Here is a 16,232-nt window from a genome sequence, read left to right on the forward strand (position 1 = left end):
AATCAGTATATATTTTGTTTTTATATACTTCAAGCATTTAGGAAAATACGTTAAGGTTGCAAATCTAGCTCAAATTCAAAATCATTTGACTTTATCTGTTCAATTTCAGAATCTACTTTTTGTTTAAATTTATTAGAATAAAGTATGTATACAACAAATACTAGTCCAAATACTATTTGTACATATTGAGAGATTACACATAATTTAATAGAGTATTGAGATAACAATTGGATATTAAAAAAATTGTACATCATATGGACAAATCCAGCTGCTAAAATGCTTCTATTGGTATTTATATACACAAAATTAATTATAAAGGTTAAAAGTACAATGTTTGGTATAAATAAAACTGCATTAAATAAAGAATATTGTGCTAGATTATAGGGTATTTGACCAAAAGTAAAATAAGACCCTATATACCAAATTCCACAAATAATTCCTAAAATAATTGAAGAAGTTGTAAATCCAAATCTTACTAAGAGTTTGTCAATACAGTATCCTCTCCATCCTGCTTCTTGACTAAGTATACTTAATATAAAACTTGATAATAGCATGAATGCAATTTTAGAAGGTTCATATATTGCCATATGCATCAAATTTATATTAGAAGTTTTCTCATTAAAATGATTACCTATTATTAAAGAAACTATAAAGATTGAGGCAAAGAATAGTATTGTAAATAATGGCCATTTTATGCCCATTTCTTTAAAGCTAAAAACTCTATAAGAAAAATCTTTTTTTGCATTATCTGGATATATGGTAGAGATAAAAAATAGACCTACAATAGCTGGTGATGTATATCCAAGATAAAAAATAAGTTCTCCAAGTATAGTACCAGTAATCCCGAGCAGTACAGGTGTAAGACTGAATATCCAATTTAATAATAAAGTAAATGTAAAAAAATAGCTTAAGTGTTTATTTGTATTAAAAGGGGTATTATATATTTGCATCTTTTCACTATCCTTTCATTTTATAAGAGCGTTTTAATTTGTATTAGTTGATTTTTTTGCAATAAGGTATAATCTAGTAGCAACTCTCAGTTATGATAATATATTATTTCTTATATTTTTGCTAATTGTTTCTACACTAAATATGATTAGTTAGCATTTAACACTGACCAAATATGTTGTACTGTTTTGATTATAATATAGGTCAAAAATATAAAATTAGTTATATTAATAAAATACTTTAAGATTTATTAAATGTTTAGCTTTTCTCTAATATTTTTTATGTAACGGCGATTAATAATAACCTTTTCATTATTTGTTAAAGTGGCTTGCATACGATTATGTGATATTATTTTTATGCTTTCTATGTAGTCCCTATTTAAAATCATGGATTTAGATATTCGTGAGAAGGACGTATTAACTAATAATTTTGATAATTTATATATCTTTAAATCAATTTCAAACACATCGTCCTCATAATAAGCAAATGTCTTGTTTCCTACTGTCTCAAAATATAAAATATCACAGACATTAAGTTTATAAATCTCTCCTGATTTTTTCCCTTTTATATCAAGTAGTGGTGTACTTAATAATGAAATTATTTTCTCGATGTTATTATCTAAGGTAGAGCATTTTATAGTTATCTCAATATCATCGCAATTAGTAGCTTGTTCGACATGTATTTTCATTAATCATCACCTCATTTTATTACTGTCATTAGAATAGCATTATATCTTATTGAGTCCAACTAGATGCGTTCTGAATTTCAAATTGAGTATAGTGAAATTCAAAAACAAAATAGTGAAATTCAAATTTGAGGTTGCAAAATTCAAAAAAATACTATAGATATTTGGATTATTTTTCCAAATATCATAGTATTTTTCATAGAATATATCTAATTATTTTACAAATGGACCTATTTTATGATTTTATATATTGTCAAAATTATTTCTTAAATACCAAAATATTTTTGGATAGTGTATCAATACTGTTTGATAAAGTATTTAATTTACCTTCAATTCTAACCAATAAATACATGGATAGGGCTATAGGGAAACCAACATTTGTTATTAACAGCTGTAAACTATCGTCCATGAAATTAACCTCCTATTCTATAACTAAGTCATAAGGAGTGGTATTTGTTTCTACAACCTTAGCTTCAACAGCAGAAGCAAGGTCGAATCCTCCAACTGAAAAAATATTTTTAGATATTATTAAATCCATAACAGATTTTATATCTTCTTCAGTTAAGTTATCTTTTGGATTTTCTATAGAAAAAGAAACTTGCTTATCCTTTATATTTTTAAAACTCATGACTAATTTTTTCTTAATCTCCATACAGTTACCTCCGTTATAATAATTTATATTTTTAATTGTTACTATTAGTGGTTGATTTTAATTGTTGTTGGTATATTTAAAAGATATTATTTAGATAATGATGTACTGTCTAATTTTAAAATATCTACAATAGGGTTTTCTTGAAGCCCTGCTATTGCTTCTGCAACAGTATAAACATCATCATCTAATGCTTCTGCCTTTACATTTGCAAATGACTTACTTTTAATAACCGCCTTACCCTTATCATCAAAACCAGCATCCAATTTTAATTTTATACTAGATAAATTTTTTGTTGAAACAACTGCCATAAAATTACCTCCTAAAAATTTAATTTCAAAGATTTGTCGACTTTCTTTGGTAACTATAATACTATCATCTAAGATAATATCGGAGTTAAACAGTAATTTCTTAAGATTATTTGTGTAAATTTTTATTGGAAAAATTTTGATGTAGGTATATTTATTTAATTTATATGTTATATTTGAAGACTTATTTTCAATATTTTTGATGTGGTATTTGTGTGTTTTTCTAGGATTTTGAGCTATTGCTGTTTGAAATTGTGTGTGTCTAAAATTAAATACTCAAAGATTAGGGAGTGTTTAAAAAATTATTAAATTTAATCTGTAAATAAAAAAGTTAAAAGTCCAATATTAACATTTTACTTTTAAACCATTAAAATCTTTATTAAAGCCAACAAAGTTATTATGTTATGAAAAATTTTATTAAGTTTATTAAAAGGAGTAAATTTTTTGTTCAGATAAATAAAGTTATTATATTAAGAAGATTTATACTGGAGCTAATGAAAGTGTCAAATTAATAAGCATTTTTTTTGGTAAATAGTGTTAATTGAGTCAATAGGGTTGATTGAAAATCAACAAAGTTAATTGATTTAATAGAACTGATTGAGTCAATAGAGCTGATTGAAAATCAATAAAGTTAATTGATTTAATAATATACTGAATAAAAACTTTGTTAAGGCTATAAAAAATATTTTAAGGGGGAATGTAGTTTATGAAAATAAAATTAGAGGATATACCAGTTCAGTTTCATGCAATGATAGAAATAGTGGGGATTGATAAGTTCATAGAGATTGCTAAGTTGTATGGAGGGACAAACACCTATATACCAACATGTAAGGGGCTTTTTAGATATGCAAGAGATAGGGAGATAGTAAAACAGTTTAATGGAGTAAATTACAACGAGTTGGCTATTAAGTATAATATGTGTGTAAGTAATCTTAAGCGAATATTAAATGAAAATGGAATATAAAATATAATACAAAATGTCTCATAAAGTCTAAAGATAAAAGACAGAAAAAACATTTTGCAAAATTTTTTTAGACAAAAAAACTAAAATTACTGCTTTTTAATTTAAATACATTGTATATTCTATAAAAGAATTTGTTAGATACTGGAGATATATTGAGAATGTAAAGAAAATAGTCGAAAATATTTGTTGGCTAAAAAATAGATAAAATGATACAATTGCTTGTACAAAGGGGAAAAAACAGTAAATAAGCCATATAAATAAAAAAATATAAATTAATATGACATAATATATTTGTATTTTTAAGGATATAAATAGATATTTTAAGGAATAAGTTATGTAATTAAAAAAAATATATATTTATATTTAAACTATTGTGTTATTTATATAAAAATAATAATTAACTTGTTACAAGCACTTATTAATAGAAATGGGGGAAATAGAGATGAGTAATGGATTTTACAAATTGAATTCAGCAGTATTGGGTTTTGATATAAAGAATGATATTAACAAAATAAGATTTAATCACTATATAATGAGAAAAGAAAATATACAAAGGTTTCAAGGTACTTTACCAATGGGTCAATTTTATATGACAGTGAGAAGAACTGCTACAGACTTACATCTGTCTATTTCTACTATAAGTAGGCTTGTAAGAGAGTTTTTGGATTTAGGAATAATAAGGTTGGTATCTAAAGGTGTAAAAGGTAAAAACCATTCTATATATAGTTATGTAAGTGTAGAATTTAATGGAAACTTATCTGAAAACACTCACATGGAAGGTGATGTTAATGGGGATTTAGTTGATAGTGATATAGAATTTGATTATGATGATAAAGAGGAATCCTTTAATAGTGGCGTGAATGTAGAGCTTGAGTATAAAGATAATAAGGATTTGTCTAACGATACAGAGTATAGTCGTGATAATTTCCATAGCAAAGACACTATAATTAATAAATCCATTTCTAATATTAACACTATCAAAAACTATATCAATGAATCCTTTAATATAAAAAAATCAAAAGAGAACAACTCTAATCTACTATCAAAACCAATAAATCTAAACCTTAACGATACGTACAATGACATATATAAAAGAGTTAATAATAGTATAGAAAATAATCAAGTTAAAAATGTCATAAAATCCAGCAATAGCAAAATATCCAGTGATATAGGTATCACAAGTAAAAATAATTCCTTTAATCGCATTCATAATATACAAAAAGAAACTAAATCTGTAACAAGTAAAAAAGAATCTTTAAATAAATTTAATAAAAAAAATATACAACAAAACATTATAAACATGCTAAACAAAAAATCAGGAAAGAATTTTAAAATCAATTCTCCAATAAGTATAAAACTTATCAATGAAAGGCTAAAGGAAGGTTATGTCTTAGAAGATTTCTACAGAGTTATTGAGGTAAAAGTAGCTAAGTGGAAGAATACCATAATGGAAATGTATATAAGACCAGAGACTTTATTTAGCTATAAATTTGAATCATATGTGAATGAAAACATATCTATAAAAAGTCAAAACAATGTTTATCAGTGTAAAGAGGGTAATAGTCATCACAACTGTAATTATGGACATTCTAACTATACAACATATGACAATAGTAGTCGTGAGAGAAAAAAACATGAGAATGTAAGATACTGGAATCCTATATGTGAAATTTAATTAGTATAATAATGTATTCGTAGCTAATTGTCGTATTATAACTAATAATCATATTGTAACTGACAATGTATTCATAATAAACAGTGTATCACGTCATAATTAGTAATGTATCTATAACTAGCAATGTATTTTTATTCTAATAATGTATTCATAGCCAATAGTATTGTAACTAACAATATATTCATAACAAACAACATATCATATCATAATGAATAATGTATTTATAACCGATAATGCACTTAAAAATTAAAATATAAAAAACTTATGAAGAAAGTGAGATTAATTTATATGGGTAAATCAGATGTTGAAATAGAAAAATCTATTTTAGGCACAATTCTTTTAGACAATAAATTAAACTATAAGTTAGATGAATTAAGTGAGGACATGTTTATGGAAAATACATGTCTTGAGATATTTAAAATTATGAAAGAGCTTAAAAAAGAAAACATAGTGATTGATGTAGCTACTGTAAAGTCTAGGATAGATAGAAAATCTCTAGCGATAAAAACGAGTAGCTTAACTAGTCTAATCACTTGGGGGCAGAATTTTGGGATTGATAGCCATATTAAGATTTTAAAAGAAAATTTAGCTAGAAGAAGTATAAATCAAAACTGTCAAAGACTTTTACAAAGTCTAAACCTTGGAGAAAATATCGACACCTGTATATACAAGTTTGAAAATAATATAAAAGAAATTTTAGACAGAGATACTCATGAAAATGATGATGTAAATAGTATTGCAGAAAAGGTACTAGATTTCTTGGAAAATGATAAAGAAGTTGGTTTTAAATTTGGTATAAAGTTACTTGATGCAACTATAGGTGGTCTTTTTAAAGGGGAACTGACTACAATAGCAGCTAAGTCTGGGGTTGGAAAGACTGCTTTGGCACTTCAAATAATGTTAAACTCAGTTAAGCAAGGAAAAAAGACTTTATTTATAAGTAGAGAGATGACTAGTGAGCAAGTGTTTATGAGAAATATATGTAGGATGACAGGTGTAAGTACAAGAAATATGAAGTCTAAAGAGATAAGTGAAAATGATTGGAAGCTTATTGTAAGTGCAATAGGCGATTTGAGTGAGAATAACTTAATTTACATAAATGACAAGATAGATACAATTAGTTCAATTAGAAAGAGGATAAGGCAGGTAAAGCCAGATTTATTAATAGTGGATTATGTGCAACTACTTACATCTCAGAAAAGTATGGATAAAAGGGAAAGAGAAGTAGCTACATTTTCTAGAGAGCTTAAAAATATGACTTTGGATTTTGATATACCAATAATTCAATTAAGTCAGTTAAATGATGAAATGAAAGATTCAAGACCTTATGGAGATAGACCCATGAGGGATAGTAAGGCTATTTACCACGATAGCAACAATGTGGTTTATATACATCAATTAAAAGGGAGTGATTATGAAGAAGCAGTTAAAGATATAGGAGAAAGTGAGGAAGCAGTTAGGGAATCAGAGTACAGGGGAATTAAGATGGTTGATTTAATCGTTGCAAAGTGTAGAGATGGACAGACCAAGCATAAGCACTTTTGCTATTTTGGGGATAAGTTGCATTTTCAGGAGCTAAAGTATTAGGTGAGTAGGATAGCTATAATAAGCTTATTGAAAGGTAAGAAACAGGAAATATAATATAAAATATGAGGTGAAAATATGCTAGAATTAGAGAAAATTATAGAATTACTTGAAGAACACAAGATAGAAGTGAGTATTCCAAAGGAGTTACATAAGTATAGTTTGCTGGAATATCTTAAGTTGTGTCAAAAAAGCGGGGGAACCTATTTTTATATTAAGACAATGGAAGGTGCTTTAAAAGATGCTAGAAATGAGCTTATGATTAAATTGTTTAATGGAAAAAATTATATGGAGTTAGCAAGAATGTTCGATATGAGTGTTATTAATGTCAGGTATATTGTAAGAAAAAAACAGAGCTGATTTGGAGAAGGCAATTTTGAGGTGTTTATAGAATATAGGTTAATGTAGTTGGGGTTAAATTGTGATTAATAGATTAAGAATGTGTATAAGTTTAAGGATATAGAGGAATCTAAGTGTGATTAATAACATGATTTTGTGAATAAAGTTGGAGTTATACTTGGGTTAAATGTGTGGCGAACAAGGTAAAACTGTGTATAAGATTATGAGCATGTAAAGGAATGAATTATAATTAGTAAGGTAAAATGGGATGTATAGTTAAGAATATGCAAGATTTTAAGGTATTAAACTATACTAATAAGGTAAATGTGCATGTGTAGTTAAAGTTTGTATAAGAGTATGATGTGTGATTAATAAAGAAATATGTGTATAAAATTACGAGCATAGACAGGTCTAAGCTGTGAATAATAGAGTAGGAATGTGTATAAAGTTATAAGTAATAGATAGGTGAGATTGTGAGTAATAGAGTAAAAATGTGTGTAAGATTAGAAACTAATAGATAGGTTCGTTATTAATTAAATTTCTTCCATAGATAGAGTACAATTTTAATATTGATATTTTATGTGATTAAGTCACAGATAAAAAGCAAATATATTGATATAATTCTTATAGATTAATAATATAGGGAGGTTATTATGTCTAACAAAAAAAAGAAGTATGCAAATATTTTAGAAAATGAGTGCGTAGCTTGTGGAAGCTGTATAAAAGTATGCCCAAGAGGGGCAATCTCAGTTCCACAGGGTATTAGTGCAAAAATTGATAGAGATTTATGTGTTGGATGTGGTATTTGTGAAAAGATATGTCCAGCATCTGTGATTGAGATTATAACAATATTAAAAGAGGAAGAAGGTAAGTGTCATGAATAATAAAAAACATTGGTATGACTATTTATGGATTTTTTCCTCAATATATTTAATATTAGGATTTGTAAATATTATTTTTGCTTGGATTGGATTAATTTGCTTCTTTGTACCACTAATTATTTCTATTATCAAGGGGAATAAGGCCTATTGTAATAAGTATTGTGGAAGAGGGCAACTGTTTAATCTGCTTGGAAATAAATTAAATCTGTCAAGAAATAAAGATATTCCTAGATTTATTAGAAGTAAGTGGTTTAGATATGGGTTTTTGACGTTTTTTATGGTGATGTTTATTAATATGCTTTTCTCAACTTATTTAGTATTTGAAGGGAGTAGAAGTCTTAAAGAGGTAGTGACTTTGCTATGGACTATAAAAATGCCTTGGCAGTGGGCGTATCATGGAACTTTAGTTTCACCTTGGATGGTACAGTTTGCTTTTGGTTTTTATAGTGTTATGCTTACATCGACTGTACTTGGATTGATTACAATGGTATTGTTTAAGCCTCGTTCATGGTGTGTTTATTGTCCTATGGGGACTATGACTCAGATGATATGTAAGGCAAAGAGTAAATCTGTATAGAAAGAGGTTTTGTGCAGATTTAAATATCAGCGAAAAAGACCTTGAAAATATTGAGGTAGATTTTGAATAATGTAATGAAGATAATAAGTTATATCATTTAGGGAAGATGGTTTAGTCTATGATGTTGCAAGTGAAAGAATAAAAAAATGAATAAGAGACTTGGTTGCAAGTAAGTTTGTATGAACTTAGAATTACTTGCAACTAAGCATGTTTATATTTATGTTAAAATGTACAATAATTATTTAAATATATTATTTAGCAATTATTAGAAATTAGGATGGGAAAGTTTCTAGTATATACAACTATTAAGTAGATATAACTAATACCATATAGAAATACTTTTTATATTGAAAGTATTTTAAAATCAATTATTAATTCTTTATGACATTCTAAAAAAGAATCTCTTGTACTTATAATGTCAAAGAACGAAGCTTATCCTTATCCAATACTTTTATCCCACCACGAGATAAAGACACAATACCTTCACTAGCAAAATATTTTAACATTCTAGACACAACTTCTCTGGCACTACCCATATACTTAGCAATTTGCTCATGAGTCATCTTTATAGTAGTACTATTATCCTTAGCTATTTCATCAATTAAAAAAGATGCCAAACGCTTATCAAAACTCATAAAAAGAATTTGTTGCATTGCCCACATAACATCAGAAAAACGTTCAGTAGCTAATTTATATGAAAATAATTCTACATGGATATTTTCAGTAGACAACTTTGAAAAAACAGAGGAACTAATTTGTATAATATCACAATCCGTTTCAGCATTTACATATACATCAAAAGTTATTGTTTTCAGAATACATGAAGCTGATAAGATACATACATCACCATTATCAAGGCGGAAGAGTGTAACCTCACGACCTTCATCTGAAAGTATGTAAGTACGTATTGTTCCAGTTTTTATGATTAAAACCCCAATACAGTCACTATCGCCACAGTGTATGGGATTTCCTTTTTTATAATGGGAGATATCTGCTGAGGTAATTAGTAGCTCTTTTTGTGGGTCAGTGAGTTTATCCCAAAAAGGCAAACTGTGTGTAAGTATATCAATATCATTTTGTGAAATCATGTAAGCGCTCCTTTCTTAAAATCTTATAATCCCATGATACAAGTGAATTAATAAAATAACAAGTAGTTTATTAGTAGGATTGTTTAAGTGGATATTAATAGTATGATTTGTGTAGAAAAAATATGATAATACCTATATTCTTGCCTATTAATGAGTAAATTATATAAAGGAGAGTATTAATATATTTATAGATTGCAGTTATTATATGAAGTGATAAATACATGAATTTAGGTATATCTAGTAAGCAGAAAGAACTATTTGATAGTGTACTTACTGTATAATTCTTTGAGCTTACGAAAGATATACAATAGTTTTATTTATTGAATAAAAATATATATGAAGAATCTACACGATAACTATTTGATAAAAGGACATATATGAAGAATCTACACAATAGATATTAAAAATAGATTTAAAATTTATATATATTTTAAAAGATAGAGTTTGTTTTTAAAAACTTAAGCTCTTTATGTAGCTTGATTGCCATGAAACCTGCAATTATTGCAGCCACCAAATCAGCTATTGGCTGTGCATATAAAATACCATTTAATCCATAAAATACAGGAAGAATCAAAATTATAGGAATAAAACACACACCCTGTCTACACATACCTAAAAATCCACCTTCCTTTGCTTTTCCTAGTGCAAGGAATAATGTAGAATACACTGTATAAAAACCAAATAACATAAATGAAAGTCCATTTGCTCTAAGTGACTTACTTCCACATTCAATCAATAGCATATCACCACTTGTAAATTGTGAGATTATAACCTTTGGGAAGATTATCATTACAAGACCAAGCACTACACAAAATACTGTAGTCCATAGTATGGATGTTTTTATTGCACTATGCAATCTATCGTAGTTCTTTGAACCAAAATTATAGCCAGCAATTGGTTGAAATCCTTTTATAAAGCCAAATACTATAAGACTACCTAAAGACATTATTCGTGTCACTGCACCCATACCAGCTATAGCAAAATCACCATATTTTGCGGCCTCCATATTAGTTAATGTGATAGCAAGACTAGTTAATAATTGAAATATCAAGGTAGGGATACCAATCTTCAAAATTTCTGACATGACATCTTTTGAAAAACAACATTCATTAATTCTAAAACTAAACATACTTTTCTTGCTGAAAATATATCGTATATAAACGAGTGTTGAAACTATCTGAGAGATAGCTGTTGCAATAGCGGCACCCCTTACCCCCATATCAAAAATATAAATGAATATAGGGTCTAAAATCATATTAAGCAATGCACCTGATAACATTGCACACATACTTGTTTTAGCAGCTCCTTCACTTGTGACAATATTAGTCATAGTGACATTGAATACATTGAAAATAGAGGATACTATATAAATACTTGCATAAGATACTGCATAAGGCATGATACTTTTTGTAGCTCCTAATAATTTTAAAACAGGATTTAGAAAAATTATAATAACAATAATGACTAATGCACCTACTATAATGCTACTGTAAATAGATGTACTAGCTACTTTACCTGCCTTTTCATTATCACCATGACCTAAAAGTCTTGCAATGTATGAAGCAGCTCCATTTCCAAACAATAGACCTAATCCAACAACAAGCTGACCTAATGGAAATGCAACAGATATAGCACCCATCTGACTGGTTCCAAGTCCACCTACAAAGTACCCATCTACTAGATTGTACAATGCAGTTATCATCATACCTATCATAGTAGGTAACCCCATAGCTAATAATGCTTTTGGTATTGGAGCAGACCCCAATAATTCAATTTTCTTGTTACTTTCTTTCATGTTAAACACCCCTTTTCTATTGACATTAACTCTAAATTATAATACTATAAATTATAGTAAGTATGGAAAATAGTACTATAATTTATAGTATTTGTCAATAGAAAGAAAATGAGAGGAGAATTTTTATGGCTACAATAGATTTAATTGTATTAGGTATAGTAAAGCAAGAGCCTCAGAGTGCTTATGATATTCAAAAAGCAGTAGAATATAGAAAAATATCACGTTGGGTTAAAATAAGTACACCATCAATTTATAAAAAAGTAATTCAATTAGAAGAAAAGGGATATATTGAAAGTACATCTGTGAAGAAGGGTAAAATGGCAGAGAAATCAGTTTATTCATTAACTAAATTGGGAGAAGAACATTTTTTAGATTTAATGTTTGATACGGCTTCTAAGCCAATAAACATATTTTTAGATTTTAATGCTGTTATAGTAAATTTAAATAGCCTTACATCAGAAAAACAGAAATTATGCCTTAAAAACATTGAAGAAAATATACAAGAGCTAAAGAAAACTATTGAAGAAAACATAAGTATAAAGACGGATGTACCTGATATAGCAAAAGCAGTGTTGGACCAACAGTTAGTACTAGCTCAGTCACTAGAAACGTGGATAAATTCTTTAAAAGAGAGTATGGACAATAATTAGAGAGTTGGATTTAATTTATTGAATAAAATCTAGCATAAAAGAAAGTATGTAAATTAATTAGAAAAACTGGTTTAATCATAGGACAAAAGCTATTCCAAAAAAAATATGGATAATAATTAGAAAATCGGGCTTAATTTATTGAATAAAAATTAGTATAAAAGATAATGAAATATTATTTATATAAAAAGAGTGAGGATTATTTATATTTTATGATGAAGATTTAGTAATATGACACACTGGTGTCTTGTTCTGTGGTATATGATTAATAAATCAAACATAGAAGGAGGAATAGTTATATGCCAGACTTACTAAAAAATAAGTTTAATCACAAGTCACTTTATGAGGTTGCATTGGCTATCCAATCAGTCTATAACCCATTTCAAGTGGATGAGTTTATAAAATCGACAATAGATGAGACGTGGGATAATTTAGAGTTAAAATCTAGATGTAGAAAAATAAGTATGAATTTAGGAAAGTATTTACCATCAAACTACAAGGATGCTATTTCCATTCTTGAACAATCTGTCAGAAGATTTCCTTTTGCATTTTTCCTTCCAGATTTTGTTGAGGTTTATGGACAGAACGATGCAGATTGGGATTTATCTATAAGTGTGTTAGAACGAAATACTGAGTACTGGTCTTCGGAGTTTGCTGTAAGGGTATTTATCATCAAGGATGAAAAGCGTATGATGGAACAGATGTATAAATGGTCTAAACATGAAAATGAACATATTAGAAGACTCGCAAGTGAGGGTTGTCGTCCTCAATTGCCTTGGGCACAAGCAATAACGAGCTTTAAAAAAGACCCTACACCTATTCTACCTATCTTGGAACAGCTCAAGACTGATACATCACTATATGTACGAAAGAGTGTGGCTAATAATCTAAACGATATATCCAAAACACATCCAGATTTAGTTATCAATCTCGCACAGGATTGGTATGGAAAAAATGAACACACTAACTGGATTTTAAAACATGGTTGCAGAACTCTACTAAAAAAGGGGAATCGTGATGTATTAGCCCTTTTTGGGTACGATGATACTACTTCAATAGATGTTCAGGACTTTGCATTAGACACAACACCTATTTCTATTGGAGAAAATTTGATTTTTTCATTTACTATTTTAGCGAAAAAAGCTACGAAAACAAGACTTGAATATGGGATTGATTATGTGAAATCCAATGGAAAGAGGAACCGGAAGATATTTAAAATATCAGAAGTTTCATTAAAAGAAAATGAGAAGAAGTTGTACAAGAAAAAGCATTCATTTGCAGATGTAAGTGTAAGGAAACATTACCCAGGGGTACATTCGATTACACTTATTGTTAATGGTGTCGAACAAGGTAAACTGGATTTTGACCTAGGTGTATAATTTTATTTTAGTAAGACATAGCAGTCATTGCAAAAAATTAGCAGGAAATTATAAGTGTGTGTTTAATAACTTATAAAAAGATAATCTGAAAACTACTATGGTTTTTATATTAAAAAATTATATAAAGGAATCAGGTATAAGAGAATGATTGAGAGTATACCAGCAAAACAAATTTTACAGAAAGTTAAATTTGAAAATACAAGATGGTTTGGAATAGATTATAATATGAATCTCTATCGTGGTTGTCCTCATGGGTGTATATACTGTGATAGCCGTAGCACAATATACAACATAGAAAACTTTGACCAAGTTAGATATAAGGAAAATGTGATAGAAATTTTAAGTAAGGAATTGCGTTCAAAAAGAAAAAAAGGGGTGGTAGGTATTGGTGCCATGTCTGATACATATAATCCTTTTGAAAAGGAGCTTTGTATTACTAAGCAAGCATTGAATTTACTTTCAGAAAATCACTTTGGAGTGTCCATTGATACCAAAAGTAGCTTGGTAGTTAGAGATATACCAATTTTACAGAAAATCAAAACAAATAACTCTGCTATTGTAAAGCTAACTATAACCACTGCAAATGATGAATTATCAAAGAAAATAGAACCCAATGTAAATCCAAGTTCTGAGCGATTTGAAGCAGTAAAAGAACTTAATGATGCTGGAATTTTCTGTGGTATATTATTGACTCCTATGTTACCATTTTTGACTGATAATAAAGATGAAATACGAGCAATTGTAGAAAAAGCACATAAGGCTAATGCAAAATTTATTTATTGTATGTATGGAGTGACAATGCGTAGTGGTCAGAGAGAGTTTTTTTATAAGCATTTAAAAAATATATCTCCAGAACTAGTGCTTAAATATCAAAGGTTATATGGTTTAAACTATTTATGTAGTATTCCTAATAAAGATTATTGTGAGACGCTATTCAAAGAAGAATGTAGACGTTATGGTATTTTGACAGATATGAAAGATATTGTAAAAGCTTACAAGAGGTCGGAATCATATACTCAAATGAAATTTTTCTAAGATGAGTTCTAGGTATGATATTATAGAAGCATATTAAAATAAAATCTACATAAAACGAGGTGAAGAACTTATGATAGAAATAAAAACTATAAAAGAAAATAAAAAAAGTCAAATTGACCTTCTGTTGTTAGCTGACCCATATGAGGAAATGATTGATAAATATCTTGAAAAAGGTACTATGTATGCTTTGTATGATAATGAAGAGATTACTTGTATAGCAGTTGTAAATGAGGTTTCTAAAGAAATCTGTGAGCTAAAAAATATTGCCACATATGAGTGTTTTCAGAATAAGGGCTATGCATCAAAGATGATAAATCATATTTTAGATGTGTATAGTAAAAAATATTCATCAATAATCGTTGGTACAGCTGAAAGTGGGATACCATTTTATGAGAGATTTGGCTTTGTTTATTCACATAAAATCAAAAACTTTTTTGTAGATAATTATCCAGAGCCAATCTTTGAAGGGGAATTACAGTGTGTTGATATGTTGTATTTATCATATAGCTTTTAGATAAACAGTATTTTTAGATAGTTATAATGGTTTTATGATGTAAGTGTATTGGTTTTAATTTAGTTTAATTTAAGTATGTAGAAGGTTAGAGGCTATTTTGTAGATTTGTATATTAGTCTTGATTAGATAGTAAAAGAAGGCATTGTGATAGATGTGAGTATTTATCATGATACTTTCTTTTTTTGTGGAGATTTAAAGTTGTAGAGTGGAGATTTAAAGTTGTAGATAAGGTAAATAAATTTTCTAAAAAGGTCAAATTGACATTAAAAATATAAATATGTCATTTTAATATAAAACTAAAACAAAGTTAAAATAAGGCTAGAATAAAACAAAGATAAAACTAGAACAAGACCAAAACAAAACAAAGATAAAACTAAAATAAAACTAGCATTAAAACATATTGGAATTAAATTATGAATGAATATCATTCATTGACATGCAAAATACCTTGTGCTATACTATGGGCAAGAAGAAGGGGGATTGAATATGAAAGATATAAAATCAAAATCAAAACAGGCATTTAATAATCAAGCAAATACTTATGACCAAGATATAAAAGGACAACATGCTAGAAATCTCTATCCAGTATTAATTGAAGAACTTTCAAAAATTTCATATGACACTATTTTAGATTTAGGGTGTGGAACAGGAGCCGTATTACAAGCTATTTTAAATGAGGACTGTAAAAAGAAGGCATATGGAATTGATATTTCTGAAAACATGTTGAAAGTGGCAAGAGGTAAGTTAAAGGAAAGTGCTACTTTAGTTTTAGGAGATTCTGAGTATCTTCCTTTTGAAAATGATTTTTTTGATGTTGTGTACTGTAATGATTCTTTTCATCATTATCCTAGACCAGATAGAGTATTATCAGAACTAAGTAGAGTACTGAAATCAAAAGGGAATTTAATAATTTGTGATTGTTGGCAACCATTTTTGTTTAGAGATATAATGAATGTCTTTATGAAATACAGTAAAAATGGAGATGTAAAAATGTACTCAGAGAAAGAAATCTGTGGATTGTTATCTGTAGATTTTAATGATATTGTGTGGAAGAATGTAAATAATACTTCATATATTGTAACAGCTAAAAATAAAAAGCATTAATGTAATTAATATAGAGAGGGATAGATATTAGAAAAATATATAGATATATTGGTATATAGA

18 protein-coding genes are annotated in these 16,232 nt (G+C 28.0%); 11 read left to right on the forward strand and 7 right to left on the reverse strand.

Going from position 1 to position 16,232, the window contains the following annotated elements; translation table 11 throughout:
• Positions 1-50: 50 nt before the first annotated feature.
• The 5 genes from KGF38_RS04725 to KGF38_RS04745 all read right to left on the reverse strand — a co-directional run bounded on the left by KGF38_RS04725 (position 51) and on the right by KGF38_RS04745 (position 2,593).
• On the reverse strand, positions 51-950 hold the full coding sequence (locus tag KGF38_RS04725; RefSeq protein WP_227832235.1) for a CPBP family intramembrane glutamic endopeptidase: 900 nt from the start codon (positions 948-950) through the stop codon (positions 51-53).
• Between the two features lie 248 nt (positions 951-1,198).
• Positions 1,199-1,636 carry a LytTR family DNA-binding domain-containing protein gene (locus KGF38_RS04730; RefSeq protein WP_054269140.1) on the reverse strand — a complete coding sequence of 146 codons (438 nt, stop codon included), beginning with the start codon at positions 1,634-1,636 and terminating at the stop codon, positions 1,199-1,201.
• Positions 1,637-1,892: 256 nt separating this feature from the next.
• Entirely contained in the window at positions 1,893-2,042 is a 150-nt protein-coding gene (locus tag KGF38_RS04735) for a YvrJ family protein (protein ID WP_054269141.1), read from the reverse strand.
• A gap of 12 nt (positions 2,043-2,054) precedes the next feature.
• Entirely contained in the window at positions 2,055-2,285 is a 231-nt protein-coding gene (locus tag KGF38_RS04740; protein WP_054269142.1) for a DUF2922 domain-containing protein, read from the reverse strand.
• Between the two features lie 86 nt (positions 2,286-2,371).
• Positions 2,372-2,593 (reverse strand): DUF1659 domain-containing protein, encoded by a 222-nt coding sequence (locus KGF38_RS04745; RefSeq protein WP_054269143.1) that lies wholly within the window; start codon positions 2,591-2,593, stop codon positions 2,372-2,374.
• Between the two features lie 703 nt (positions 2,594-3,296).
• On the opposite strand from KGF38_RS04745, the gene KGF38_RS04750 reads away from it, so the two are divergent.
• From KGF38_RS04750 to KGF38_RS04775, 6 genes are all read left to right on the forward strand, one after another.
• The gene (locus KGF38_RS04750) at positions 3,297-3,554 is read left to right on the forward strand and encodes a Mor transcription activator family protein (protein ID WP_054269144.1); all 258 of its coding nucleotides are present in this window, start codon (positions 3,297-3,299) and stop codon (positions 3,552-3,554) included.
• 442 nt (positions 3,555-3,996) lie between these two features.
• Positions 3,997-5,229 carry a conserved phage C-terminal domain-containing protein gene (locus KGF38_RS04755; protein WP_227832236.1) on the forward strand — a complete coding sequence of 411 codons (1,233 nt, stop codon included), beginning with the start codon at positions 3,997-3,999 and terminating at the stop codon, positions 5,227-5,229.
• Positions 5,230-5,493: 264 nt separating this feature from the next.
• Complete coding sequence (locus KGF38_RS04760) at positions 5,494-6,816, forward strand: DnaB-like helicase C-terminal domain-containing protein (RefSeq protein ID WP_227832237.1); 1,323 nt, start codon at positions 5,494-5,496, stop codon at positions 6,814-6,816.
• A gap of 75 nt (positions 6,817-6,891) precedes the next feature.
• A complete protein-coding gene (locus KGF38_RS04765; RefSeq protein WP_054269147.1) occupies positions 6,892-7,173 on the forward strand; it encodes a Mor transcription activator family protein in 282 nt (93 codons plus the stop codon).
• A gap of 632 nt (positions 7,174-7,805) precedes the next feature.
• A complete protein-coding gene (locus KGF38_RS04770; protein ID WP_074179103.1) occupies positions 7,806-8,036 on the forward strand; it encodes an ATP-binding protein in 231 nt (76 codons plus the stop codon).
• Complete coding sequence (locus KGF38_RS04775) at positions 8,029-8,610, forward strand: 4Fe-4S binding protein (RefSeq protein ID WP_074179104.1); 582 nt, start codon at positions 8,029-8,031, stop codon at positions 8,608-8,610. Before KGF38_RS04770 ends, KGF38_RS04775 begins: the two co-directional genes overlap by 8 nt.
• Before the next feature lie 410 nt (positions 8,611-9,020).
• Here the strand turns inward: KGF38_RS04775 and KGF38_RS04780 are convergent, their stop codons facing one another.
• Complete coding sequence (locus KGF38_RS04780; RefSeq protein WP_074179105.1) at positions 9,021-9,698, reverse strand: Crp/Fnr family transcriptional regulator; 678 nt, start codon at positions 9,696-9,698, stop codon at positions 9,021-9,023.
• A gap of 430 nt (positions 9,699-10,128) precedes the next feature.
• The gene (locus tag KGF38_RS04785; protein WP_227832238.1) at positions 10,129-11,493 is read right to left on the reverse strand and encodes an MATE family efflux transporter; all 1,365 of its coding nucleotides are present in this window, start codon (positions 11,491-11,493) and stop codon (positions 10,129-10,131) included.
• A 125-nt stretch (positions 11,494-11,618) separates the two neighbouring features.
• Between KGF38_RS04785 and KGF38_RS04790 the strand changes: the two genes are divergently transcribed.
• The 5 genes from KGF38_RS04790 to KGF38_RS04810 all read left to right on the forward strand — a co-directional run bounded on the left by KGF38_RS04790 (position 11,619) and on the right by KGF38_RS04810 (position 16,172).
• Positions 11,619-12,143, forward strand: coding sequence for a PadR family transcriptional regulator (locus tag KGF38_RS04790; RefSeq protein ID WP_054269152.1), 525 nt, complete (start codon positions 11,619-11,621; stop codon positions 12,141-12,143).
• A gap of 296 nt (positions 12,144-12,439) precedes the next feature.
• Entirely contained in the window at positions 12,440-13,519 is a 1,080-nt protein-coding gene (locus tag KGF38_RS04795) for a DNA alkylation repair protein (RefSeq protein ID WP_074179108.1), read from the forward strand.
• 144 nt (positions 13,520-13,663) lie between these two features.
• Positions 13,664-14,554 (forward strand): radical SAM protein, encoded by an 891-nt coding sequence (locus KGF38_RS04800; RefSeq protein WP_227832239.1) that lies wholly within the window; start codon positions 13,664-13,666, stop codon positions 14,552-14,554.
• Between the two features lie 70 nt (positions 14,555-14,624).
• Positions 14,625-15,068, forward strand: coding sequence for a GNAT family N-acetyltransferase (locus KGF38_RS04805; protein ID WP_227832240.1), 444 nt, complete (start codon positions 14,625-14,627; stop codon positions 15,066-15,068).
• A gap of 486 nt (positions 15,069-15,554) precedes the next feature.
• On the forward strand, positions 15,555-16,172 hold the full coding sequence (locus KGF38_RS04810; protein WP_227832241.1) for a class I SAM-dependent methyltransferase: 618 nt from the start codon (positions 15,555-15,557) through the stop codon (positions 16,170-16,172).
• Positions 16,173-16,232: the final 60 nt, after the last annotated feature.

Source organism: Clostridioides sp. ZZV14-6387, from assembly GCF_020657835.1.
GTDB classification, from domain to species: domain Bacteria; phylum Bacillota; class Clostridia; order Peptostreptococcales; family Peptostreptococcaceae; genus Clostridioides; species Clostridioides difficile_A.